Consider the following 25,853-nt stretch of genomic DNA (forward strand, 5'->3'; position numbering starts at 1 on the left):
AGAGGATCTAACCTTCTTCGTTATGCATTTCCAAACCATTTTCAAGTGGCTCAGTAACTTTTCCTTTGGCATTATCACTACGAGTACTTTCAAGTGATTCAAGGTAGGTTTGATCAATATCTTTCGTAACATAGTTACCATCAAATACTGAGGTTTCAAACGTTTCAATACCTAAGTTTTGCTCTCGAACAGCTGACTCTAAGTCTGCTAATGATTGATAAATTAATTTATCAGCACCTATCAACGACGCGACTTCATCCGCTTCACGTCCATAAGCAATAAGTTCATTTGGTGAAGGCATATCAATGCCATAAACATTCGGAAAACGAATTTCCGGGGCTGCTGAAGCGAAAAATACCTTTTTTGCACCTGCATCTCTTGCCATTTCAATTATTTGCTCAGAGGTGGTGCCTCGAACAATTGAGTCGTCCACTAAAAGTACGTTCTTTCCTTTAAACTCTTCACCAATAGCGTTTAACTTACGTCGAACTGACTTTTTACGTTGCGCTTGACCTGGCATGATGAACGTTCGGCCTACATAACGGTTTTTAACAAAGCCTTGGCGGTACGGCAGGTCTAATTCATGGGCAATTTGTAGTGCGATATCACAGCTCGTTTCAGGTATCGGAATAACAACATCGATATCGAGCTCTGACCATTCCTTTTTAATTTTTTGACCTAAATACGTGCCCATTTTTACGCGAGAAGCGTAAACGGATATGTCATTTAGTTTAGAGTCTGGACGAGCAAAATATACATATTCAAAGATACATGGCACGCATTTAGGGTCTGGATGGCACTGCTTTGTAAATAGCTCCCCTTGTTCGGTAATATAAATTGCTTCACCTGGCGCCACATCACGGATTAGTTTAAAACCATCAATATCAAGTGCAACGCTCTCTGATGCAACCATGTATTCGGTGCCCTTATCAGTCTCACGCTCACCTAGTACAAGAGGGCGAATACCATTAGGGTCTCTAAAGGCTAATAAGCCATGACCTATAATCACAGCTACAACTGCGTATGCACCACGAACATTCTGATGTAGACGACGTACAGCAGAAAACATGTTATCAGCTGATAATTCCATGAGCTTAGATTCACACAGCTCATGGGCTAAAATATTAAGCAGGAGCTCAGAGTCTGATGTCGTGTTTATATGACGACGAGCTTCTTTAAATAGATGGTTTCTGAGTTCAGTCGCGTTAGTTAAATTGCCATTGTGGGCGAGGGAGATACCGAAAGGAGAGTTGACGTAGAATGGCTGGGCTTCCGCTGAACTAGAGCTTCCAGCTGTTGGGTACCGAACGTGCCCTATTCCCATGTTACCTTGCAATCTTTGCATATGGCGTTCTTGAAACACATCTCGTACTAAACCATTTGCTTTTCGTAGACGAAACTTTCCTTCATCAATGGTAACGATACCAGCGGCATCTTGACCTCTATGTTGAAGGACCGTTAGGCCATCATAAATTATTTGATTAACCGGGTCTTTGCCAACTATTCCAACAATACCACACATGATACGTTCTCCATCAAGGTTGTGTAGACAATAAACTTGAGTTTTCTTGTAACAATTCAAAAAACCATTCAACGATAAATGCGAATTCAGGGATTAGAATTGAGGACTGCCACCATAGCGCATCGCTAGCTGGCGTTAGAGTATCTAAAAAGAGTAAAGTTGCTGCAACGATTAGAGCGCCTCTGAGGCCACCAAATATCATTCCAAGCATTTTGTCTGTGCCTGTAAGTCCAGTAAACTGCACTATTTCAGAAAGAATATGATTAACCATTGCACCAAGAATAAGCGTAATTATGAATAGAATTGCAATGGCTGAGCCGTTTCGAACAAGCTCTTTTTCGATACCAGTTAGGTAAGTTGCTAAATAGGGGTAAAATTGACTGGCCACGAAAAAGGCGGCAATCCAAACGGCAAGTGATACAGATTCTTTTACAAAACCTCGAACCAAGCTAACCAACGATGAAATAGCGATAATTGCTATTATTGCGTAATCAATCCATACCATAAAAAACAACTTTTCCACTGGTAATTTTCGGCGCGAAGTCTAGCAGATGCGTAAAGCGCCTGCTACTAATTTCTCGTTTCAAAACGTGTAATTTTGCCTACAAGACCATTAATTTCTTTAATTTTAATTTGCGTTTTTTCTAACACTTCTTTGTCTTGCTCTGGCCCTACGTACACTTTGGAAAGTATCCCAGCTTTGGTTTGTACTGGCTTGGTGTAGGTTTCAATGCCGGCTTCGCGCAATTTTTCTCTTAGTGTGACGACATTTTCTTTATGTTTAAAACTGCCAAGCTGTAAAATCCACATCGGTTTTTTAAAGTCAGACTTAGTTACAGAATTCTGCGCTTCTTGAGTCTGTGAACTGGTCTTCTCACTTTTTGCAATCGTAGCTGTAACACTATTTTCCAACACCACTTCTGGTTGTGATTCATCAAGGTTATTTTGCTCTGCTAACGACTGAACTTCGACATTTTTAACTTCTGTAACTTCATCATCAATCGCCTTTTCATCAGCTTCTTGAGAAACTTTGGATATAGTTTCTTCAACCAGTGCTACCGGAAATTCTTCGTTGTTTGCCTCTTGGTCGAACATAGGCTTGTCAGGAATTTTTTTGAAGTCGGCTTTTGTCGTTTCTTTCTTACCATCCAATAGATCAGGAATAAATACGACTCCTACAATAACAACTATTAACATCCCTAATAATCGCTGTTTAATTAAATCTGTCACTTTTGCCTCTTTATCTTTTATTGGAGTTTAAGAATTTCACAGACAGTGTAAAACGAACCGAAGCCAAGTAAAAGCTCTTCTGTCTGCTGATGCTTTTCAGCCTCAAGCCAAGCCTTAGGTAGTGACTCATATACAGAAACTTGCTTCGCACCTAAATCTAATAAAATTGCTTGTATATAAGTAGCACTGGCCGCCCTTTTATTATTCTGAAGATCACCTAAATGCCAGTAGTCTACTCTATCAATTAGCAGTTCTAAGGTCTCTTTAATATCTTTATCTTTCATCATCGCAACAACGGCATGAGTACCTTTACGTTGACTAAATAACGGATTCGCTTTTAGTGTTTCATTTAAGTAATTAACTGCATGTGGGTTGTGCGCGACATCAACAAATTGCAAGGGTTGAGTATTAAGTATTTGCATTCTTCCTGGTAGTGAAAAATCTGCAATAACTTGGTTTAGTAATGCTTCATTTAGATTTACTTCCAATGCAATTAGCATTGTGATGGCGGTGGCTATATTTTGTTTGGGAACGAAGTTAGCTTGTAAGTTTTGGAATTCTAAATTGCCATAATTATAGTGCCATCTAGGTGCAGCAAACTCTTGAGTATTCTCACCGTTCTCTGCATCGCAAAATGTAAACTCTTTGCCACTCCACAAGGTCTGACTAACCTGCAACGCATCTGCCTGTTGCTTTATCGTTTTAGGAGGGTTAGTTTCGCCTATGATCGCTAAATTGTCTTTTTTAAAGATACCCGCTTTTTCAAAGGCTATCGCTTCAAGCGTATTTCCTAACCAGTCAGTGTGATCTAAACCAATACTAGTAATTACAGATATATCTTGCTGGATAATGTTTGTTGAGTCTAAACGCCCACCTAAACCAACTTCCACTAGAACAACATCAAGTTTTGAATCTTGAAAAATTTTAAATGCAGCTAGCGTTGAGAATTCAAAATAAGTAAGCGACGTATCTTCTTTGTGTTGCTCAATAAACTCAAAAGCCTCTATGTGAGTTTCATCATCGAGTAATTCACCATTAATACGAACTCTTTCATTGTATTTAAACAAATGTGGCGAGCTAAACACACCAACCCTATAACCCAACTTAAGTAGGGTCATTTCGATAAATCGTATTGTTGTCCCTTTACCATTGGTACCGGCAACAAGTACTGTTTTTTTAGCACCTAGATTTTTAATATCTGCTTTTACTGCAACAGCGTCGACTCTTGATAAACCAAGTTCAATCTCAGTAGGGTGTTGTTGCTCTAAATAAAAAAGCCAGTCGTTTAGTGACTGGCTTTGAAATGTTGAATTGCTCATTACGCGGTTCTATGTTCTTTTTCCAGTGACGGTAGTTTACACATTTTTGCAAACAATCTCGCTACTGTATTGCGCATTTCTCGTCGATCCACAATCATGTCAATGGCGCCATGCTCAAGAAGGAACTCGCTTCGTTGGAATCCTTCAGGTAACTTTTCTCGTACCGTTTGTTCAATAACGCGAGGGCCAGCAAAGCCTATAAGAGCTTTAGGCTCACCGATATTAATATCACCTAGCATTGCCAAGCTTGCCGAAACCCCACCCATTGTTGGATCAGTGAGGACTGATATAAATGGAATCCCCTTATCACTAAGCTTCGCTAGTGCAGCACTCGTTTTTGCCATTTGCATCAAAGAAAATAGAGCCTCTTGCATTCGAGCTCCACCTGATGCAGAAAAACAAATTAACGGAATATTTTCGTTAATACAAACATTCACTGCTTGCACAAATTTTTCACCCACGACAGTGGCCATGGAGCCGCCCATGTATGAAAACTCAAATGATGCAGCAACGCATGGAACACCTTTGACGCGACCTTTTAGTACGATCATCGCATCTTTTTCTTTGCTCTGTTTTTGTGCCGCTGAAATACGATCTTTGTATTTTTTAGTATCTCTGAAAGACAGCACATCTTGCGGCTCTAAGTCTGCTGCTATTTCCGTTTTTTCACCCGCATCTAAAAACAACTCTAGTCGTTTGCGACCCGTTAAACGCATGTGATGATCACATTTAGGACATACGCCTTGTTCTTTTTCTAGATCGTTTTTATATAAAATCGCATCACAGCTTGTGCACTTTGTCCAAACACCTTCTGGAATATTTCGTTTAGTCGAGGTATTTGTCTTTGGTAGAATCTTTTCTATCCAGCTCATTTGTTACTGCCTTATAAAAGTTGTCCACTTTATTCATTCAAGATGAAAAATCTGCGCCTATTAAAACACAACCTTTATATAAAAACTTGCTTAAACTGGTCTTATTTGTCGGTAAAAAGGTTAAAAAAGAAGCAGAACTGGTCACTACATTAGATAAAAAGAGGACCAAGTTTTGAATTTGGTAAATTAAACTCTTCAGGATAATCTACATCGATTAAATAAAGGCCATTCGGTTTCGCTGTTTCAGCGGCTTGAGTTCGATCTTTTTTTGCAAGCAAGTCAGCCATCCAACTCACTTCCTGCTCTCCTTTACCCACTGCAATAAGACTACCCGCTATATTTCTTACCATATGATGAACAAAGGCATTTGCCTTAATATCTATTATTACGAATGCGCCCTTACGTGTCACTGAAACAAAATGAACATTGCGATTTGGAGAGTTTGATTGACATTGCGCAGCTCGAAACGAAGAAAAGTCATTTTCGCCAAGTAGGCACTGTGCAGCTTCATGCATTTTGTCAGCATTTAACGGCATATGATAATGACTTAACCCCTTGTTTAGGATTCCTGGTCGTAACTTTTCATTATAAATAATGTAGCGATAGCGTCGCGCTGTAGCTGAAAAACGTGCATGGAAGTCATCTGGGACTTCTTTCATCCATGTGACGGCAATTGCATCTGGAAGATTGGCATTTATACCCATTGTCCAGCCTCGTTCACCGCGGATGGATTCCGTATCAAAGTGAACAACTTGACCTGTTCCGTGAACGCCAGCATCAGTGCGCCCAGCACAAAACACATCGACTTTGTGATTTGCAACTTTTGACAGCGCAGCTTCTAAGCACTCTTGAACAGTGGTGACATCTCGTTGTCTCTGCCAACCAAAAAACTGTGCTCCGTCGTACTCTACACCTAACGCTATTCGCATATTATATTGTCCTAAAAATAAAAAACGCAGAATTATAAAAAATCTGCGTTGATTATACTATGAATTACTATTTGGTTTTAACCATTTAACTCATCTAATAATGAGAGTGCTTGCTCTTTAGCTTCTTTATTATCACTTAATGCAATTTTGTCTAAAATTAGCTTCGCATTTTCAACATCGTCCATTTCAATGTAGGTTTTTGCTAGATCTAATTCCGAAGCCATTCCACCAGCTTCTGTATCAACGTCGACCGTTCCTCTACTTGACGCTAACTCATCAAAATCGTCTAGTCCCACATCAATGTCTAAATCCTCAGGAATTTCTGAATCATCATCATCATCATCTAAGTCATCCATTAGATTATCGACGCTTAAAAAGTCCTCATCTAGGTCATCAAGTAGGTCGTCATCGATATTATCACTGCTTATCTCCGACTGCTCATTTGCCTCGTTTAAATTTGGGGCTTCTGGTTCAGCTTCATTCGCTTCATTTACCTGATGGTTCTCATCAGATAGTTCAGCTAATAACTGGTCAAAGTCAGCTTGCTCTAATTCATCAATCTCAAACGAGACATCATCAGGCTTACTCGGCGTTTCAATTTCATCTTCTACGGACTCGCCTATGAGTGATTCATCATCAGCTAGAAGGCTGTGGATATCACTTTCATCGAAGCTCGCATTTATTAAATCGTCATCTAAGAAACCGTCATCAATATCATTACCTTCAGATAGCAGGTTTGATATGTTCTCCTCGCCAAAGCCCTCTACGCCCATATCAACGCCTTCGGCAAGATCGTCACCTAACTCATCAATATCGACATTTTCAGCTTCAGACTCGACTTGTTCATCGGTATCTTCCGAAAGCGCACTTGTTTCTGCTTCATCAAATAATTCTATATTGTCATCGTCAATTATTTCATTAGAAACAGGTGGCAACTCGCTATCAATTTCTTCCGATAGCTCTGCGTCATCGTCCATTTCTAACTCAGGATATTCGTCTAACTCTGCACTCGGCTCCACATCTGAAACCGGGTGGTCGTCTTCTTGTTCATCTGACGAGAGATCAACTTCTTCATGAGATAGGTCTTCAATTATCTCGTCAGCTTCATTTGTTTCTAGTTCTGGCTCAGCTTCTGATTCTGGTTCAGCTTCTAGTTCTGGTTCAGCTTCTAGTTCTGGTTCAGCCTCTAGTTCTGGTTCAGCTTCTGGTTCAGCTTCTGGTTCAGCTTCTGGTTCAGGTTCAGCTTCTAGTTCTGGCTCAGCCTCGACTTCTGGCTCAGCTTCTAGTTCAGGTTCAGCCTCTAGTTCTGGTTCAGCCTCTAGTTCTGGTTCAGCTTCTGGTTCAGGTTCAGCTTCTAGTTCAGGTTCAGCTTCTAGTTCTGGCTCAGCTTCTACTTCAGGCTCAGCGTCTGGTTCTGGTTCAGCTTCTAATTCTGGCTCAGCTTCTAGTTCTGGTTCAGCTTCTGGTTCAGGTTCAGCTTCTAGTTCAGCTTCTAGTTCAGGTTCAGCTTCTAGTTCTGGTTCAGCCTCTAGTTCTGGTTCAGCCTCTAATTCTGGCTCAGCCTCGACTTCTGGCTCAGCCTCTGGTTCAGGCTCAGCGTCTGGTTCTGGTTCAGCTTCTAATTCTGGTTCAGCCTCTAATTCTGGCTCAGCCTCTGGTTCAGCCTCGACTTCTGGCTCAGCCTCGAGCTCTGGCTCAGCGTCAATTTCTGACTCAGTTGACGTGGCGGCATCATCAATTAGCGAGTCAATATCAAAATCGTCATCTTCTAATGTAATATCGTCAGCTTCGAGCTCTGGCTCAGCGTCTAATTCTGGTTCTGATTCAGTTGACGCGGCGGCATCATCAATTAGGGAGTCAATATCAAAATCGTCATCTTCTAATGTAATATCGTCAGCTTCGAGCTCTGGCTCAGCGTCTAATTCTGGTTCTGATTCAGTTGACGTGGCGGCATCATCAATTAGCGAGTCAATATCAAAGTCGTCATCTTCTAATGTAATATCGTCAGCTTCGAGCTCTGGCTCAGCGTCTAGTTCTGGTTCTGATTCTGATTCAGTTGACGCGGCGGCATCATCAATTAGCGAGTCAATATCAAAGTCGTCATCTTCTAATGTAATATCGTCAGCTTCGAGCTCTGGCTCAGCGTCTAGTTCTGGTTCTGATTCAGTTGACGTGGCGGCATCATCAATTAGCGAGTCAATATCAAAGTCGTCATCCTCTAGCGCTACTTCTTCAATGTCATCTTCAGTTAATTCTGGCTGTCCGCTAGTTCCCTTTTCAGAACCAGCTTCCGTCGCGCCGGCTTCGTCTTCAATCAAAGAGTCAATATCAAAGTCATCACCAGTCAATACTTCTGGTTCTTCGTCTAGTGCCTCTGTATCACCGGCCTCTTCAATCAACGAATCGATGTCGAAGTCATCTTCATCTAAGCCAAGCTCATCGTCTAAATCATTTACACCGGTGTCCATATCATCATCCGGTGCCGCACCTTGGTCGATATCGGCTGCAACAGATTCATCTGTCACAATATCAGTTTCATCTATATCTTCGCTAAGCTGGTCGGTAAGATCATCACCTAATGCGTCAAGTGAGTCGTCGTCATCCATATCCAACAGAGCATCAATATCACCGGCTTGTACGATTGACTCTTCTTCATCATCGGCAAGATCTATTTCTTGCAACTCAGAGCCATCGTCGAGTAACTGATCGTCATCAATAGAATCATCGAAAGCAGAGTCATCAAATGCAGACTCATCAGATAACAGCTCATCGTCATCCAATGAAACATCGTCTAAAGAGTCATCATCTAATAGATCATCGTCCATATCTAAGGCATCAAGATCATCCTCTAAGGCGTCATCTAAACCAGACAGGTCATCACTAAATGGATCTAACGAGTCTAGACTGTCATCTACGTCTAAGTCAGAGGCAATATCTAAATCTGGCGCTTCACTAAAACTTCCTGCCATCGGCGAGTCAAGAGGTGCAGATAATGGGTCTATTAAAGGGTTAGACTCTGTATTTGATTTCTTTTTGAGGAATAACGCTAAACCAACTAAAACAGATAACGAAAGTAAGGTAGTCAGAACAATGATTCCGGTCGTTGACGATAAAAATTCATTTATTTCATCGAAAACACTTTTATCTTCTGCTTGAGCCTTTGCAAGTGCCAACTCTTCTTGCTGTTGCAATAACAACTCTTCAAGCTTAGTTAGGATTTGTTGAGTTTCTTGTCTTAACTGACTTTCATTGCCAATAGCTTGTTCTACATTTGTTAGCTTATCCGACAATGCTGATAGTTTATCTTGAAGCGCCAAGTTTTCTTGCTGAAGGGACTGATTTTGATTTTTAGCGCTGTCGAGTTGAGTTTGAATTGTTTCAAACGCTTTAACTTGCTTTTCTTCAACTTGCTCTATTTTTTTTGAAATTTCTTTTTTTGCATTAGTAACATCAACTTGTTTCGCTGCTTCTATCGGCGCTAACGCTGTATCAATTTTACTTTGGTCAACTTTGCCACTGATAATATCCTGCCATAACTTATCGTCAGCATCCGCTCGCTCTTTTGCATATAGAGGCTCAACTGCCATTACTTCTTTATGGCTTGGGATCTTTAATATCGCGCCATTTTTTAAACCGTTTAAATTATTGTAATCAAACGCGTTTGGATTCTTTTTTAAAACAGCAACCATAACTTGATAAACAGAAACATTATTTCTGTGCCTAAACTTATTCCCAAGTTTCCACATGGTGTCATGGCTGGTGATAGGCCCGTATGTTTCGCCCATTTCGCCATAGTCGACCCCTTTAGGGCCTTTTAGTTTGTTATCTGCATAAACGGAATTTGCCGTTGAGAACGACAAGATGAACATAAACAGAGCAAATAATTTTAAGCTAGAGCGCATTGATAAATTCCAGATTCAATATAATTCCGCCAATTTGCGGTAATAGGTTGTTGTCTCAAGTTATTTTCAGTAAAAACCAAGATAAAAACACGTCAAAAATAACTCAAGTCATCATTAATTATTTAAACACTTTAAAAAAGTAAAGCAAAGCTTGTACCACTTAATTCTGTCAACTTTATGTCGGTTTATTAAATTTAGACCAAAAAAAAGCCTCGGTAGGTTCGAGGCTTATAAAATATCTTATATAATTATAGATATTCTTTAATGAGTAGTTCCGCAATTTGCAAACTATTCGTTGCCGCGCCCTTACGAACGTTATCGGCCACTACCCATAAATTTATACCATTTGGGTGAGAAATATCTTCGCGAATACGGCCAACAAAGGTTTGATCTTGCCCACTAGCGTGCGTTACTTGAGTTGGATAGTCTTTATCTTCCGTCATTAATGCAACGCCAGGCGCATTTGCTAGTACGTTCTTTACATCTTCTGCAGAGACGGGTTGGCGTAACTCAACATGAATAGACTCTGCATGACCGTAAAAGACTGGCACTCGAACGGCCGTTGGATTTACTCGAATTGATTCGTCACCCATTATTTTATGCGTTTCCCAAACCATCTTCATTTCTTCACGGGTGTATCCATTGTCTTCGAAGCTGTCTATTTGAGGGATGACGTTAAATGCCATTTGTACAGGAAAATGCTCTGTTTCTACTGGACGACCATTCATCAACTGGGCGGTTTGAGCCACTAATTCATCAATTGCCCCCTTGCCTGCACCGCTCACTGATTGGTACGTACAAACATTAATACGATCAATTCCGTAGGCGTCGTGTAACGGTTTTAATGCAACTAACATCTGAATAGTCGAACAGTTTGGATTCGCAATTATATTTCTGTTTCTAAAGTCAGCCAGCGCGTGAGGATTAACTTCAGGGATCACAAGAGGTACATCTGGCTCGTTACGAAAATAAGACGTGTTGTCGATAACAACCACGCCCATATCAGCTGCAATCGGCGCATAACGTCTAGATGCATCAGAGCCTGCACTAAAGATTGCTAATTGGACTTGTGCCCAATCAAAATCAGCGGCGTTTTGCACTTCAATATCTTTACCTTTAAATGAAATGCTGTCACCTGCTGAACGTTCACTCCCTAATGGAAACAGCTCTCCAACAGGAAAGTTTCTTTCCGCTAGCCCTTCTATGATGTTTTGGCCAACTAAACCTGTGGCCCCCAATACAGCAATATTATATTTTTGTTCTGACATTCTTTCTCTACTTAATGTTGAAGCCTAACAAACGTAAAAAGTCGGCTACTTCAGGATGGTTACAGTTTACAGAAATTGACGACCATTCGCGACGTATTGGATAGTTTTTTCTTATCCAATCAAAACTATTTTTATCTAAGTTATGTCGAAAGACACCATCATCGCGTCTAACGTCATACACGGTATGGATGAGCACTTTTAACAAGCTTGTGGATGATAACCTCAAACCCATACTTTTCTCTTTGTTGGAGTCAACTTTATAATCTAAATGAATATCGGTGATTAGACCTTTTGGCAAAGTATTCGCCAAGGATACCGAAGTTTTTAACTTGAATAACTCACACACTTTTTTATAAAGCATTGCCGTGCCCTTGGCTTTTCCCTCTAGACTATATCCTGCAATATGCGCAGTCGCTAAATCGCAAAATGGAATTAATTCTTTAAGCGGATTTGGCTCACCTTCCCATACATCCAGCACTAACCTTATGGCTGGTATACCTTGTTTTTGACGAAACTGTATATGAGTCAACAAGGCTTGGTTATCTATCACCTCACCTCGACTCGCATTCACAATGCATACATCTTCTTTTAACAACGGCAAATTTTTTCCGTTTAATAAATGATAGGTCGGATAAGGCCCTGTTCGAGTTAATGGTGTATGAAAGCTTATAACGTCGGCTTTAGTAAGTGCTTCTTCTAACGTAACGTATTCGTTTAGGTCATCATGGTTGGCTCGGTAAGGGTCACATAATAAAAGGTCTATACCTAACACAGATAATTTTTTCTGTAAGTTTTGTCCTATATTACCAACACCTATTACTGCGACCGTTTTATCACTAAAATCAATTTGATACTTTTCAGCCAACACTAGGAGTGCACTAATTACAAATTCAGCCACAGAATTAGCGTTACACCCTGGCGCAGAGCTGAACCCTATGCCTCTTTCGCTAAGTAACTTTTTATCAATATGGTCTTCGCCAATTGTTGCCGTTCCCACAAACTTTAATGCATTGGCTTGAGCGATTAGCTTTTTGTCTACTTTAGTGATTGAACGTACTAATAATACGTCGACATCAATTAGCTGTTCTGGCGCTAAATCGCGACCAGGGAACCGTGTAACTTCTCCAAGACCTGAGAAAAACTCATCAGCAAATGGAATGTTCTCGTCTATTAAAAATTTCATTAGCACCCCAGTAATAAAAAACCCGAATAAGTTTAGCGCCTATTCGGGTTTGAAAGAATTGTTTTATAAACTATTTATATTTTTTTGAAGACCAGTGTGGCATTCGTACCACCAAAACCAAAACTATTAGACATAGCAGTGGTAACTTCAGCTGGCGTTGTTTCTGTTACTATATTCAAACCTTGCGCTTTTTCATCAAGATTTGAAATGTTAATTGATGGCGCAATAAATTTGTTTTCCATCATTAATAAACTGTAAATAGCTTCGTGAACGCCAGCTGCACCTAATGCATGGCCTGTCATAGCCTTGGTTGCTGAAATCATTGGAGATTTACCGGCAAATACATTTTGAATTGCACCTAGCTCTTTAACATCACCCACTGGCGTACTCGTTCCATGGGTATTTAAGTAATCAATTGGTGAATCAACCGTACTTAATGCCATTTGCATACAACGCTCTGCACCTTCGCCTGACGGAGCAACCATGTCAAAACCATCGGAGGTAGCACCGTAACCCACTATTTCTGCATAGATTTTTGCGCCACGCGCTTTTGCATGCTCATATTCTTCAACCACAACCATTCCGCCACCGCCTGATATAACAAAACCGTCGCGGTCCGCATCGTATGTTCTTGACGCAACTTCTGGCGTGTCATTGTATTTTGTAGATAACGCACCCATTGCATCGAACATACCTGCTAACGTCCAATCTACTTCTTCACCGCCACCTGCAAATACAATATCTTGCTTGCCTAATTGTATTTGTTCTAATGCGTGTCCAATACAATGCGCTGATGTAGCACAAGCTGAACTTATTGAGTAGTTAACGCCTTTTATCTTAAATGGTGTTGCTAGAGTAGCTGAGCAAGTACTGCTCATTGTACGAGGAACTTGGTATGGACCAACGCGTTTCACACCTTTTTCACGAAGAGTGTCACAGGCAATGATCTGGTTTTTTGAAGATGCACCTCCCGAGCCAGCCAATAGTCCAGTTCGAGGGTTTGAAACCATTTCGTCCGTTAGTCCTGCATCAGCAATCGCCTCTTTCATAGCTATGTAAGCATACGCAGACGCTTCACCCATAAATCGGATTGCTTTACGGTCGATGTGCTCGGTAATATCAATGTCAATGTTGCCCCAAACCTGAGAGCGCAAATTATATTCTTTAAATTGCTCCGAAGCGGAAATACCAGATTTACCTGCTTTTAAACTTGCTAACACTTCATCCTTATTGTTGCCGATACTCGACACAATACCCATACCAGTAATCACTGCTCTTTTCATAACTATCCTAATTATTGATTGTATGACTTAAATTTTTTTCAGTATTCTACGCACTTTTGTAATCTAACTGGTCTAATTTCAGCGCACAAGTGTTAGCCGAATTAAATTTTTATTAAACTTACATTACCTTTTTAAACACAAACACGTAAAATTTACATAATTAACATATACGATCGAGATGAAATTTTGATTAATAACGCAAAGTTACAATTTGACGAAAACGGCACGCCTTATTCATCAGAGTTTGACGACATATACTTTTCAAGGCGTGACGGCGTTGCCGAGACGGAATATGTTTTTTTGAAACATAATAAAATCATTCCTCGTTTTAGCTCTCAAATAAAAACATTTCATATTGCCGAAACCGGCTTTGGTACCGGCTTAAATTTATTAGTAACTTGGTCACATTTGCTTGAAATAAACAATTCCAGGGCAACGCCTTTAAAACTAACATTTACCACGTTTGAGAAATTCCCTTTAAGTAAATCTGACTTAGCAGCCGCGCTAAAACTTTGGCCACAATTTGAATCAATATCATTACAACTAATTGAAGCATATCCCGATTCACTTCAAACAGACAACACACTTGTTCTTGAGGATGGATTAATAACATTAAGGCTGTTAATTGGTGATGTTACCGATTGCATACGTACGTTAGATTTGAAAAATGACCACAAAGTTGATGCTTGGTATCTAGATGGATTTGCACCAAGTAAAAACCCTGAAATGTGGAATCCTGTTTTATTTGAAAACATGTATAAATTATCTAAACCGGACTGCACCCTTGCTACCTTCACGGCAGCAGGCTTAGTTCGCAGAGGATTACGCGAAGCCGGTTTTGACGTTATAAAATACAAAGGTTTTGCTTTTAAAAGAGAAATGGTTGCGACTCGAGGGGTTGACGATGAATAGCGACCTGAGTTCATCTCCAGAAAGTTTCACGAGCAAACTTGATACACCCAAGACCGTGGCTATTGTTGGTGGTGGTATTTCGAGCTTAGTGTTAGCAGACTACTTATTTAAAAAGTTGCCAAACCTAAAAGTAACACTTTTTTGCAAAGACAATGACCTAGCACAACAAGGCTCCAGTAATAAGCAAGGTGCTGTTTATCCCTTGTTACAAGCTGGTGACTCTCTTATTTCCAACTTTTATGGTCGGGCGTTTAAACATGCTACTAGTTATTATAAACACCGACTTCCTGGCTACGAGACAGTTCCGCATCAATGGACTGGGGTTTTGCAGCAAGCATTCAATTCAAGCATGCCAACAAAATATGAGGAAATAGCAACTAAGTGGCCTAGCATTGTTGAATTTATAGATGCTAAAGCCAGTTCTAAAATTGCCAATATAGATACTCCCTACAGTAGCCTTTATTTTGCCAGTGGCGGTTGGCTAAATCCACTGCGGTTTTGTCAGTGGTTGGGAGCAGAGTTACAAAGTAGTCACGACTTTACCATCCAATACAATTCTGAAGTACAAAAAGTACAACGAAACGAAAACGATAATGTTTGGTCATTACATTTCGATAAAAAACAACGTGACTTCGACCGGGTAGTGTTATGTACAGGGGTAGACTCGCCAAATATAGATTACAGTGATGGTAATACAATCCCAATTGCCGGCGTGTTAGGCCAAGTATCGAGTTTTAATCCTAATACCACGATTAACAAACTTCGCACTGTGCTTTGCCATAAAGGCTACATAACCCCTAGCGATGGGGAACATCAAGCATTTGGTGCGACCTTTGAAAAAACATGGCAAAACAATGAGCCTACTGAATTAGCTAGGCAACAAAACATAAACCAGATAAAAAAAGTGTTCCCGAATACAAATTGGGCGCAATCAATAAGCATAAACGATATAAACCACGACAATACCGCTATTAGAGCGACAACACCGGATCATTTGCCAATTGCGGGCGAAATAATTGATTGGGCTTGGGTCGAACATTACATAGACAATAACAATGGGAAATATAAACGGGCAGATAAAATACGCGGATCCCACGATAATCCGCTACAAGGGCTTTTTTGTTTAACTGGGCTAGGCGCCAGAGGAATTACCTCTGCCCCTATTCTTGCGGATATGCTTAGTAGCGTTTTAGCAAACGAGCCATTTTCTAATAACGCAGTGGCATCGGTATTACCAACCGTAGCACCTGTGCGTTTTATGCTGAGGGAGTATAAACGTGCCAAAGGCAAACCAAACTAATAGATCAGCGATGTTAAGCTTACATCAAGTTTACTATTACTAGGGTTTTTCCATTTGAATAACAACTCTGCGGTTTTCTGCGCGCCCAAGAATTGTTTCGTTTGAAGCTATATGGCGCTTTTCACCAAAACCTTCAACGTCAATTTTAGTTTTATCGATTCCAAATTGAACGAATAAATCTTTAACTTCGTTTGCTCGCTTTTGCGACACTTTTAAGTTGGTATATCGACCGCCCCAAGAGCTACTATAGGCCTTAACTTTAATACGCTCTATATTAGTATCGTGTTTTAAGTACTCTTCAATTTGAGCAAGTTTCTTTTTCGAGGCTTTATCAAGAGTTGCACTATTTTTCTCAAAATTGAGTACTGTATATGAAATATCATCAAAGCTGTACGGTAATAAATTATCCATGCAAGTAAGGAAGTCGTAATAGACGCCTCTAAAATTCGTTGCAGCTAAAGCAACAGCAACACGGTCTGACTTATTGTGCCAATCTGCGTAATATAAAGTTGGGAAATACCCTTTTTCAAGCTCTGTCAACATAACCCAAGCGGATTCCTGATCTACATCGCCATTAAACTGCTTTCGCCACTGTAAATCAGTAATATGTGTTGCACCTTGACCCGGACGCCACTGAGGTGGCACTGACTCTATCTGTGCTAATGAGTAATCTGCAGGCAATCTTCTTAAGTCGAGCTCAAAATTTAAATTAGATAGTTTATTTGCCACACTGCTAAATATTGCCGTACCGTAGTTCGGGATTGTATGTTGTAACTGACACTGTAACTTATTACTGTCCGCCAGTTGCCATACTGAATTCTCTAATGTCGCCGAATAAGTCCTAAGGCTAGACTTAGCATAGCTTGGTAAGCTTTGAAAAAAACTAAGTAGCAAAATAGTCACGACTATTACGCATCTGTTTAATAACTGTGCTGGGCCTGAATTCATAGATTTTATCTTCACTTCTATCGTCAAAAGTTATGGCTAACTTACAATACACTCATAGAAATAAAGCAAGTCGTGTACCATGTATTAAGTATAATTAGTAAATGAAAAATAACCTAGTTCGTGTGATAATAACTGGGTAACTTAAACAGTCTTATGTGAGTCCCGTGACAGAATCTTCCAACGAAACAAATCAGAAAACCAAATCGGATCCAAATTTATTGAGCTCTCGTTTTAGAGGTTTTTATCCTGTTGTTATTGATGTCGAAACGGCCGGTTTTAATGCTAAAACAGATGCGTTACTAGAAATAGCCGCCACTACATTAAAAATGGATGAAAATGGTGTTTTGCTCAGAGATAAAACGATTCATTTTCATGTGGAGCCTTTTGAGGGCGCGAACATAGAGCAGGCTGCAATCGAGTTTAACGGTATTGACCCATTCAATCCGTTGCGTGGCGCTGTAAGTGAATCGGATGCTCTAAAGGAAATATGCAAGGAAATTCGAAAAGGACAAAAAGCTGCCGGTTGTAATCGTTCGGTAATCGTCGCGCACAATGCCGCTTTTGATCATGGCTTTGTGATGGCCGCCATTGAGAGGATCAATTACAAACGTATTCCATTTCACCCCTTTGTAACTTTTGACACGGCCTCTTTTGCCGCACTAAGCTTAGGTCATACCGTGCTAGCAGAAGCTTGTAAACGCGCAGGATTAGGTTTTGATAACCGAGAGGCTCATTCGGCAAAGTACGACACTGAAAAAACCGCTGACTTATTTTGCTACATGGTAAATCGCTGGAAAGACCTTGGCGGCTGGCCAATACCAGAAGTCGCTGATGTAGGTGAGTCTGAAAAAGAAAGCGAATAAATTAGTATAGGAAGTAATAAGCAGCGTTTTACATTTTATTTCGCTGCTCATTTGAAACAATTAAGCTTTTAAAACAATTTAATTACAAAACAATTTAATTACAAAACAATTCGATTTGGCGATTGGCTAGACGCTTTTGTTGTGCGACGTCTTTTTCAGATAACGTTTTTGGTTTGCCTTTTTCATCCAAAACACGAACAGAGTTAAAAGACTCTAAAACTTTCAAGTTATGTTTTGCTTTGTCGCAATATAGTTTAGCCTGGGTATTCAGTTCATTTATCATTGAATCATCATCTACACTTTTGCTTAATGGCAACTCAATAGCGTTTGACGCTTCTTTCCCTCGTAAAACCCGATCGCCTTCAATTTCTAACTCTTCATATTTACTATTTTGTGGGCGGTATTCGCTAAAAGTAACAACGCCTTTCTCGTCTATCCAGCGATATACCTTCACTTTTTGAGAACTAGCGTGCAGAACTCCCATATAGAACACGCAGAAAATTATTAAAAACTTCATCTAGTCCCCTTTTTGTCCTTTAATTTTTATATGCTATTGTGCTTTTATATCCTTATTTACCAAGAAAATAAAAGAATATTTCATGAATAGTAATAATTCGTCAAAGCCTCAGCATAAAGAAAAGTTTTACTTATTACCAAACTTACTGACTACAGCAGGTTTATTTTTTGGTTTTTTTGCAATTATATCTGGAATAAATAGTAATTTCGAACATGCTGCTATCGCTATTTTTATCGCTATGATTTTTGACGGATTAGACGGCAGAGTGGCGCGAATGACCAACACACAAAGTGAATTCGGTGCGCAGTATGACAGCATGGCTGATATCGTATCATTTGGCATTGCGCCAGCACTACTCGCGTTTAATTTTTGTTTAACATCATTTGGAAAGTTAGGTTGGCTATCAGCATTTATTTTTGTTGCGTGTGCAGCACTGCGCCTAGCGCGTTTCAATACCCAACTGTCGACGACGTCAAAAAACTATTTCCAAGGCTTACCTTCTCCGGCAGCAGCTGCTTTACTAGCTAGTGCAGTGTGGATTCAACAAAGTTTTGATATAAATAACCAATTAAGTTCAGTACTGACCGCGATTATAACAGTGAGTGCCGGCTTACTTATGGTAAGTAATTTTAGATATAGCGCATTTAAACAGATCAAATGGGCGAAGCAACATACATTTTTAAGTCTTTTAATTGTTGTTATGCTTTTTGTAGTTATTGCTGCGCGTCCTGCGGAAGTTCTATTTATTGTTTTTCTTCTGTATGCCTTTAGCGGCCCTGCATTTGGCTTTAGTTCAATTAAGCTGTCTTCTTTTTCCACTGCAGCGGATGCTGATTTTGAAAAAGATACTACTTGTGAAAACAGCGATGTGACCTCATCTGATACTAAATCAAAGGATTAGCATTAAATTCTTGTAGTCTATGACGTCTCAACTAGACTAAATAAAATACAAGAACATAGGAGTAGCTAATGGACTTTGTCAACTTTGAGGTTGGTTCTAAAACCATATCACTTGCCATTTTAAATATCTTACTGACCGAGCAGTATCGAAACAATTTGACGGAAGTACCAAACAATAATCCTAATTTTCTTGGTGCAAAAGAGTTTATGAATGTGCCAGTTCCAATATTTGACTTAGGCCGGATTTTAAATAATAGGTCAACAAAAGAGTTTAATTTAAAAACAATTGAGCAGTTACAGCTTCATAAACAATCATTAAACAATTGGTTTGACTCAACTTCTAATCAAAGCAGCTCATATGAGCCAGTTGTTTTCAAAAAGTGGCTTGAGTCCTTCAAAAGCCAAGATTCAGACTTATCGATTGCACTTACAAAAATTGCTGAAAGCATTGAACTCCTATTAGCAAAAACTTCTAAACGGGGCGCCGTGCAAAGTGATGAGAATGTAGAAATAAGTAAAGTATTAACGAAAATTAACCAACTTTTTGACTCTGCTATTGAGCATATTGAATATACATATAAACCTATTATTATTTTTACCACGATAGACGATAGAAACCCGCATGTTGGTTTACTCGTAGACAAAGTAAAAGATAACATTCACGTAAAAGAAAGTGACATTAAGGGGTTAGATAGTGTCACTTCGGTGGGTTTTGATTTAGAAAATGATACCAAGGCGATGTTAAAAGGCCTTATTCAACTCGAAGGTAAGCATAGCTTAATAATTGATCCTGCGGCTTTATTCAAGCTTCCCGATTCAGGCTCTATCAAGCTATCTGATTTATCTCAAACGGCGTGACTATGAAAGTAGAGGCATCAAAAAGTACAATGAAATACCGGCGGCAAAACCAGCGGCAATATCATCAATCATAATGCCAAGACCACCATGAACATGTTTGTCGAGGTAGCTAATTGGCCAAGGTTTTACGATGTCAAAAAAACGAAATAGAACAAAACCTACCGCAATCGCCGTCCAACTAAATGGTACAAAACAAAGTGTAATAAACATCCCTGCAAATTCGTCCCACACTATTGCTTTGTGGTCATGAACACCTATGTCAGACGCCGCTTTACCACAAATATATGGGCCTACTAAGCAGGTGAACACAGTAAATATGTAAAACAAATATGCTGGGCTATATACAAAAGCAAGGTAAAGAGGAATAGCAGCTAACGTACCAAATGTACCAGGTGCAAAAGGCGCTAATCCACTACCAAAACCAGTAGCAAGTAAATGAACTTTATTACACAAATTGAACTTTACTGCTGGATTTTCCATTTATTACTACTCGTCGTCATGTGAAAAGTGTTGAAAGCCCTTTTCACCTTTTAATTCAAATGGTTCATTGTTAAAGGTCAATTCAATACCTGTATTCCCGCCATATATTTGACCTATACAGGTATACTTAACGCCCATTGCTGTCGCGTTTTGCTCGAGATAACCTTTTTGTTGCTCAGGTACTGTGAATAAAATTTCATAATCCTCACCACCTGTTAATGCCAAATTGATTGCTTTTTCTTGACCAACCGCATCGTAAAGCGTGTGTGAGATAGGCAAACGTTCAACATCAATTCTAGCTGAAACATTTGATGCTTTAAGAATGTGCCCTAAGTCTTGAATCAGTCCATCCGAAATATCTAATGCCGAAGTTGCAGCATGCCTAATTACATGACCAGCCGCAATTCGAGCCACTGGAAAGTCGAAGCGTTGCTGAATATGCTCAGCGATATCACTAGGAAAAGTTAAATCTTTTAACTTTGACTCAACAGCTAACGCAGACTCGCCTAGTTCACCTGTGACATAAATCCAATCGCCTGCTTTTGCACCAGACCTTAAAAGCGCTTTACCTTCAGTAACAAACCCTTTCAAACTAACTGTTACAGCAAGAGGACCTTGAGTGGTATCGCCACCAACAATTTGGACATTATAGTATTCGGCAATTTCAAATAAACCGTCTGCGAACTCTTTTACCCACTGCTCGTCTGCAGTAGGCAATGTAATAGCAACAGACGCCCATGCTGGCTCTGCTCCCATTGCAGCAAAGTCACTCAAGTTAACTGCTAGACATCGATGTCCGATTGAGCGAGCGCTTGTATCTGTAAAAAAGTGAGTGTTTTCAACCATGGTATCTGTTGCAACAACGAGCAGCTTATCCTGCGGCATCTTTATTAAAGCGGCGTCATCACCGACGCCGACAGTAACATCTTTACGTTGCGGACCACGGCCTGAAAAGTAAGTTTGAATCATTTCAAACTCTTTCATAACCATTTCCCTTCTGGTATCAGTAGAATTATCTTAGAGGAATTCGAAGATCTTTTGCGGCTCTATCAAGTACACCGTTTACAAAACGGTGGCTATCGTCAGCACCAAACTTTTTAGCAAGCTCAATACCTTCGTTAATAGCTACTTTATATGGCACATCAACTCTAAACTTAAGTTCAAAGGCAGACAGACGCATTATTGCTTTTTCAATTTGATCCACTTCTTCATAAGGGCGTTCTGTATATGGCGTTAAAGCCGTATCTAGCTCTTTGTAATGAGCCGCCACACCGCGAATCGCTTCTTTGAAAAATTCGACATCAATTTTGTTTACATCATTGTCTAATAAAAACTGTTGCTCAATATCACTAACGTGATTTTGGCTAATCTGCCATGAGTAAATAGCTTGTACCGCTAACGCTCTCGCTTTTCTTCGTGCTGCTGGTTTCATTAGAGTGCCTTAGATTTGATCCATTACGTTGACCATTTCAAGCGCACCAAGGGCAGCTTCGCCACCTTTGTTACCGGCTTTAGTGCCAGAACGCTCTATCGCTTGTTCGATGCTATCAGTCGTAATTACACCAAACGCTACTGGAATATCAAACTCAAGAGAAACAGTAGCTAAGCCTTTGTTACACTCGCCTGCCACAAAATCAAAATGAGGCGTACCGCCGCGAATAACTGCGCCAATCGCAATAATAGCGTCTACATCGCCACGCTTTGCAATCTTTTTCGCCGCTAATGGTAATTCATAAGCTCCAGGAACATAAACAATTGTTATATCGTCTTGATTCACTTCGCCGTGACGCTCTAATGCATCAACTGCACCCTCTAACAAGCTATCAACCACAAAGTGGTTAAAGCGAGATACTACAATTGCGAATTTTTTACCTGTAGCACGAAAATTGCCTTCGATTACGTTCATTCGTAAACCTTATTTCTTATCTTTAAAAAATTTTGCGCGATAATACCACAACATATTAGTAGATGTTAGCAGATCGCGCGATCTTAGATCTTATTCACTTACATACTCGACAACTTCTAAGCCAAAGCCCGAAAGTGCATGGTATTTTTTAGGTGAGCTTAATAAGCGCATTTTGTTAACGCCAAGCTGTGCAAGTATTTGCGAGCCCACGCCAACATTTCGAGAGGTACCTTGCCATTTAGCTGGTGGTAAATTATCGCCATTGTCTTCAGCTTCAAAGCGTTTAACAATATTAATAAGTTCTTGATTGCTTTCTTGTTTACCTAATAAGACAAGAACCCCACCTTCGTCGGCGATTTTCTTTAATGCTGAGTCAATTGAAAAACTTCTGTTAACTGAACGGTCAGAGCTCAATAAGTCACTGAATGTATTTTGTAAATGAACACGCACGAGTGGCGCTTCCATTGTGTTTAAATCGCCTTTCACCATTGCAAAATGTAGCTGCTCATCGATGGTGTCTTTAAACGTAACTAAGTTAAATTCACCAAACTGCGTAGGTATTTTACAGCTTGCAATTCGCTCTACCGTCGTTTCATTTAGATTTCGATATTCAATTAAATCTGCAATCGTTCCAATTTTTAAATCATGCTTTTTAGCAAAAATTTCTAAATCAGGTCGACGCGCCATCGAGCCATCTTCATTTAAAATTTCAACAATAACACCAGAGTCTGTGCGGCCAGCTAATCGGGCTAAATCTACTGCAGCCTCAGTGTGTCCTGCGCGCGTTAGAACACCGCCTTTTTTAGCCACCAGTGGAAAAATATGCCCCGGCTGGACGATATCGGATGGTTTAGCGTCGGCTGCTACAGCTGCTTGAATTGTTCTTGCTCTATCTGCGGCACTTATACCTGTGGTAACGCCCTCAGCAGCCTCTATTGATACAGTAAAGTTCGTAGCGAACTGAGCATTATTATTATCAACCATTAACGTTAGGTTTAGCGCGCGAGCTCGCTCTTCTGTCATCGGCAAACAAACTAAACCTCGAGCGTGTGTCACCATGAAGTTTATATGCTCTGGCGTCAACATATCTGCCGCCATTATCAGATCACCCTCATTTTCTCGGTCTTCATCGTCCATCAAGATAACCATTTTACCGTGACGAATATCTTCAATTATTTCTTCTGGTGTATTTAATTTCATTTTTTCTACCAATTTAGGGTGAAGCTTATTTTTTCAGATAACCGGCTCGCGCCAATAAAGACATATCAACACCTGATGAAGACTCTCCACCAGCTGCCTGTCCGAGCAGTCGTTCTACGTATCTTGCTATTATATCTATTTCAATATTTACTGCATCACCTACCACTGCATTCGCTAACGTTGTTTCAGCAAAGGTATGGGGTACAATTGTCAACTTACATTGACCATCCGTAACATCATTTACAGTAAGGCTTATACCATCAACCGTAATAGAGCCTTTTTTTACGACATATTTTGAAAGTTGGCTCGGTATGCTAATCCAAATGTCTTTTGCTCTGCCATTGTCGTATATAGAAGCAATGTGGCATACCGCATCTACATGACCACTAACCATGTGCCCACCAAAACGAGTGGTAGGCAGCATCGCCTTCTCTAAATTCACAGTTTGTCCGGCTTGATAATGCTTAAAGCCCGTGTACTTTATAGTTTCATTCGATACATCGGCTTGGTAGGAGTTCGCACTTTTTGATACAACGGTCAAACAAACGCCGTTTGTAGCGATACTGTCGCCTAAATGCACATCAGAAAAATCAAAGGTTGATGACTCCACTTCTATTCGGAAGTCTTCGCCAAGACGATTGATGCTTTTGATTTTGCCAGTTGTTTCAATTATTCCTGTAAACACAGTATTCCCATATCTTATTAGCGTTGTTAAACTTTTGGTGAGTATGTTAAACGAATATCTTCGCCTACAACTCTACAGTCTAGTAAATTGAGTGATTTTGTTTGAGACATATTTTCAAGTGGACCAAAAGGAACTAAATCCATTCCGCCTAAACCCATCAGTTTTGGTGCGACATAGACAATAAGCTCATCAAATTGGTTACTAACGATAAAAGAACCAGCAAGCTTTCCTCCTGCTTCCACCCATAAGTTATTGATTTGCAAGCTACTACAAATAGCTAACACTTGGTCTATATCAAAACCGCTTTGTTGGTCATAGTTCGCACCTATAATGCGGATATCGCCTCTATCTTCAAACTCTTTTTGGAACTCTGACAAACCAGTATTTGATTTTATAATCACAATACCTGGCGTATCTAAGTTATTTGAGTCCAAGTCAATATTAAACAAATCAAGCGCATCTATTGTCGAGCGTTTAATTCTATTATGTCCGTCTAAAACAACCTTAATTGGCTGACGAATTTGAGTAACAACATCACTGTAAGGGTACATAAACTCGAGTTGTTCTTCACGAACGTTTAGCCTTGCATTATCGACTAAAACCGTTTGTGCAGTCGTTAGAATTGCGCAACTCGCTGCTCTATATTTTTGCACGTCTGCACGCGCAGAGGGACCTGTTATCCATTTACTTTCGCCGTTGCTAAGCGCTGTTTTTCCATCCAATGAACTTGCTAGTTTTACCCGGACAAAAGGCTTGTTTTTTTCCATACGACTAAAAAAACCATGGTTTAAAGCTCGAGCATCGGCCTCTAACAACCCGACATGCACTTCGATACCAGCTCTTTTTAGTATTGCGACACCATTACCGGCAACTTGTGGATTCGGATCAAGCATAGCGACAAACACAGTTGCCACTTTCGCTTCAATTAACCTCAGTGCACAGGGTGGTGTGCGACCATAGTGACTACAAGGTTCTAATGTAACATATGCCGTAGCACCAATAGAGTCTTCAACCGATACATCTGCCAGCGCATTAACTTCAGCATGACCGCTACCCGCTTTTTTATGCCATCCTTCGGAAATTATCTTGTTATTTTTAACAATAATACAACCGACGTTTGGATTCGGTGATGTTGTATATGTCCCATTTTTAGCAAGCTGAATGGCTCTGGCCATGAACTCATGATCTTGAAGAGTATAGTGCTTACTTGACTTGTTATTAGGCATTAGTAGTCTTATTCAAATAGTTTCGATTGGCGGCTTTTTAACTCTTTGGCTGAGTCTACTTGCTGACCAATTTTAGCAATTTCTTCGCCAAACTCTTTGATATCTTCAAAGGAGCGATAGACCGAGGCAAACCTTACGTACGCAACTTTATCTAACTGAACCAGTCCATCCATAATGAGACTACCGATGAACTCTGACGAAATCTCTCGCTCTCCCGTATTTCTGATTTCTTTTTTGATTGAAAGAATAAGTTGATCAACTTGTTCAGTACAAACGGGTCTTTTTTCAATAGCACGAAGAATTCCGGCGCTCATCTTTTCTTCATTAAATGGCTCTCGTTTACTGTCTCGTTTCACCACTTTAGGCATGACTAACTCGGCACCTTCAAAAGTAGTAAACCTTTCATTGCATTCATTACATGCACGACGCCTGCGAACTTGCGAGCCACCGCCAACGAGACGAGAGTCAATTACTTTGGTTTCCGTTGCCGTGCAAAATGGACAATGCATATGTATTTTCCTACGAATAATAAAAAAGCCGTGTTTCCACG

Annotated in this window: 25 protein-coding genes; 5 read left to right on the top strand and 20 right to left on the bottom strand. The window is 40.1% G+C overall.

The genetic code is table 11. The features are described from left to right. Positions 1–7 precede the first annotated feature (7 nt). From purF to fabB, 10 genes are all read right to left on the bottom strand, one after another. Positions 8–1,522, bottom strand: a complete 1,515-nt coding sequence (gene purF, locus ACZ1GV_RS08330) for an amidophosphoribosyltransferase (protein ID WP_472673764.1) — start codon at positions 1,520–1,522, stop codon at positions 8–10. Between the two features lie 13 nt (positions 1,523–1,535). Further along, entirely contained in the window at positions 1,536–2,027 is a 492-nt protein-coding gene (locus ACZ1GV_RS08335) for a CvpA family protein (protein ID WP_472675879.1), read from the bottom strand. Between the two features lie 65 nt (positions 2,028–2,092). Further along, positions 2,093–2,752 (bottom strand): SPOR domain-containing protein, encoded by a 660-nt coding sequence (locus tag ACZ1GV_RS08340; protein ID WP_472673765.1) that lies wholly within the window; start codon positions 2,750–2,752, stop codon positions 2,093–2,095. Between the two features lie 17 nt (positions 2,753–2,769). Beyond that, complete coding sequence (folC, locus tag ACZ1GV_RS08345; RefSeq protein ID WP_472673766.1) at positions 2,770–4,071, bottom strand: bifunctional tetrahydrofolate synthase/dihydrofolate synthase; 1,302 nt, start codon at positions 4,069–4,071, stop codon at positions 2,770–2,772. Beyond that, the gene (gene accD / locus ACZ1GV_RS08350) at positions 4,071–4,943 is read right to left on the bottom strand and encodes an acetyl-CoA carboxylase, carboxyltransferase subunit beta (protein WP_210562194.1); all 873 of its coding nucleotides are present in this window, start codon (positions 4,941–4,943) and stop codon (positions 4,071–4,073) included. Before accD ends, folC begins: the two co-directional genes overlap by 1 nt. Before the next feature lie 149 nt (positions 4,944–5,092). Beyond that, entirely contained in the window at positions 5,093–5,872 is a 780-nt protein-coding gene (truA, locus tag ACZ1GV_RS08355; RefSeq protein ID WP_472673767.1) for a tRNA pseudouridine(38-40) synthase TruA, read from the bottom strand. 77 nt (positions 5,873–5,949) lie between these two features. Further along, positions 5,950–9,774, bottom strand: a complete 3,825-nt coding sequence (locus ACZ1GV_RS08360) for a FimV/HubP family polar landmark protein (RefSeq protein ID WP_472673768.1) — start codon at positions 9,772–9,774, stop codon at positions 5,950–5,952. A 248-nt stretch (positions 9,775–10,022) separates the two neighbouring features. Continuing rightward, positions 10,023–11,042 carry an aspartate-semialdehyde dehydrogenase gene (locus tag ACZ1GV_RS08365; protein ID WP_210562191.1) on the bottom strand — a complete coding sequence of 340 codons (1,020 nt, stop codon included), beginning with the start codon at positions 11,040–11,042 and terminating at the stop codon, positions 10,023–10,025. 7 nt (positions 11,043–11,049) lie between these two features. Beyond that, on the bottom strand, positions 11,050–12,225 hold the full coding sequence (locus ACZ1GV_RS08370) for a 4-phosphoerythronate dehydrogenase (protein ID WP_472673769.1): 1,176 nt from the start codon (positions 12,223–12,225) through the stop codon (positions 11,050–11,052). 74 nt (positions 12,226–12,299) lie between these two features. Beyond that, positions 12,300–13,508, bottom strand: a complete 1,209-nt coding sequence (fabB, locus tag ACZ1GV_RS08375) for a beta-ketoacyl-ACP synthase I (protein ID WP_210562189.1) — start codon at positions 13,506–13,508, stop codon at positions 12,300–12,302. Between the two features lie 186 nt (positions 13,509–13,694). On the opposite strand from fabB, the gene mnmC2 reads away from it, so the two are divergent. Continuing rightward, the gene (mnmC2, locus tag ACZ1GV_RS08380; RefSeq protein ID WP_472673770.1) at positions 13,695–14,420 is read left to right on the top strand and encodes a tRNA (5-methylaminomethyl-2-thiouridine)(34)-methyltransferase MnmC2; all 726 of its coding nucleotides are present in this window, start codon (positions 13,695–13,697) and stop codon (positions 14,418–14,420) included. Further along, positions 14,413–15,720: an FAD-dependent 5-carboxymethylaminomethyl-2-thiouridine(34) oxidoreductase MnmC1 gene (gene mnmC1, locus ACZ1GV_RS08385; RefSeq protein WP_472673771.1), complete on the top strand. Its 1,308-nt coding sequence runs from the start codon at positions 14,413–14,415 to the stop codon at positions 15,718–15,720. The genes mnmC2 and mnmC1 overlap by 8 nt, the downstream gene beginning before the upstream one ends. Positions 15,721–15,759: 39 nt before the next feature. Here the strand turns inward: mnmC1 and ACZ1GV_RS08390 are convergent, their stop codons facing one another. After that, a complete protein-coding gene (locus tag ACZ1GV_RS08390; RefSeq protein WP_472673772.1) occupies positions 15,760–16,668 on the bottom strand; it encodes a flagellar protein MotY in 909 nt (302 codons plus the stop codon). Between the two features lie 164 nt (positions 16,669–16,832). Between ACZ1GV_RS08390 and rnt the strand changes: the two genes are divergently transcribed. Continuing rightward, complete coding sequence (gene rnt / locus ACZ1GV_RS08395; protein WP_472673773.1) at positions 16,833–17,531, top strand: ribonuclease T; 699 nt, start codon at positions 16,833–16,835, stop codon at positions 17,529–17,531. Between the two features lie 94 nt (positions 17,532–17,625). Here rnt and ACZ1GV_RS08400 read toward each other — a convergent pair whose 3' ends face one another. Beyond that, complete coding sequence (locus ACZ1GV_RS08400) at positions 17,626–18,048, bottom strand: DUF4124 domain-containing protein (RefSeq protein ID WP_472673774.1); 423 nt, start codon at positions 18,046–18,048, stop codon at positions 17,626–17,628. An 82-nt stretch (positions 18,049–18,130) separates the two neighbouring features. On the opposite strand from ACZ1GV_RS08400, the gene pssA reads away from it, so the two are divergent. Further along, positions 18,131–18,949 (top strand): CDP-diacylglycerol--serine O-phosphatidyltransferase, encoded by an 819-nt coding sequence (pssA, locus tag ACZ1GV_RS08405; protein ID WP_472673775.1) that lies wholly within the window; start codon positions 18,131–18,133, stop codon positions 18,947–18,949. A gap of 68 nt (positions 18,950–19,017) precedes the next feature. Next, positions 19,018–19,806, top strand: a complete 789-nt coding sequence (locus ACZ1GV_RS08410; protein ID WP_472673776.1) for a chemotaxis protein CheW — start codon at positions 19,018–19,020, stop codon at positions 19,804–19,806. Here the strand turns inward: ACZ1GV_RS08410 and ACZ1GV_RS08415 are convergent, their stop codons facing one another. The 8 genes from ACZ1GV_RS08415 to nrdR all read right to left on the bottom strand — a co-directional run bounded on the left by ACZ1GV_RS08415 (position 19,807) and on the right by nrdR (position 25,812). Further along, positions 19,807–20,286 carry a phosphatidylglycerophosphatase A family protein gene (locus tag ACZ1GV_RS08415; RefSeq protein ID WP_472673777.1) on the bottom strand — a complete coding sequence of 160 codons (480 nt, stop codon included), beginning with the start codon at positions 20,284–20,286 and terminating at the stop codon, positions 19,807–19,809. Between the two features lie 6 nt (positions 20,287–20,292). Beyond that, positions 20,293–21,270 carry a thiamine-phosphate kinase gene (thiL, locus tag ACZ1GV_RS08420; RefSeq protein ID WP_472673778.1) on the bottom strand — a complete coding sequence of 326 codons (978 nt, stop codon included), beginning with the start codon at positions 21,268–21,270 and terminating at the stop codon, positions 20,293–20,295. 28 nt (positions 21,271–21,298) lie between these two features. After that, positions 21,299–21,718: a transcription antitermination factor NusB gene (nusB, locus tag ACZ1GV_RS08425; protein WP_210562180.1), complete on the bottom strand. Its 420-nt coding sequence runs from the start codon at positions 21,716–21,718 to the stop codon at positions 21,299–21,301. A 9-nt stretch (positions 21,719–21,727) separates the two neighbouring features. Continuing rightward, positions 21,728–22,192 (bottom strand): 6,7-dimethyl-8-ribityllumazine synthase, encoded by a 465-nt coding sequence (ribH, locus tag ACZ1GV_RS08430; protein WP_210562179.1) that lies wholly within the window; start codon positions 22,190–22,192, stop codon positions 21,728–21,730. Between the two features lie 90 nt (positions 22,193–22,282). Further along, entirely contained in the window at positions 22,283–23,392 is a 1,110-nt protein-coding gene (gene ribBA / locus ACZ1GV_RS08435) for a bifunctional 3,4-dihydroxy-2-butanone-4-phosphate synthase/GTP cyclohydrolase II (RefSeq protein ID WP_472673779.1), read from the bottom strand. A 25-nt stretch (positions 23,393–23,417) separates the two neighbouring features. Then, positions 23,418–24,077: a riboflavin synthase gene (locus ACZ1GV_RS08440; RefSeq protein ID WP_210562177.1), complete on the bottom strand. Its 660-nt coding sequence runs from the start codon at positions 24,075–24,077 to the stop codon at positions 23,418–23,420. Positions 24,078–24,103: 26 nt separating this feature from the next. Further along, the gene (gene ribD / locus ACZ1GV_RS08445) at positions 24,104–25,303 is read right to left on the bottom strand and encodes a bifunctional diaminohydroxyphosphoribosylaminopyrimidine deaminase/5-amino-6-(5-phosphoribosylamino)uracil reductase RibD (RefSeq protein ID WP_472673780.1); all 1,200 of its coding nucleotides are present in this window, start codon (positions 25,301–25,303) and stop codon (positions 24,104–24,106) included. Positions 25,304–25,311: 8 nt separating this feature from the next. Further along, on the bottom strand, positions 25,312–25,812 hold the full coding sequence (gene nrdR, locus ACZ1GV_RS08450; protein WP_210562175.1) for a transcriptional regulator NrdR: 501 nt from the start codon (positions 25,810–25,812) through the stop codon (positions 25,312–25,314). Between the last annotated feature and the right edge of the window lie 41 nt (positions 25,813–25,853).

The sequence above is a fragment of the Psychrosphaera sp. HA2-10 genome (assembly GCF_055693745.1).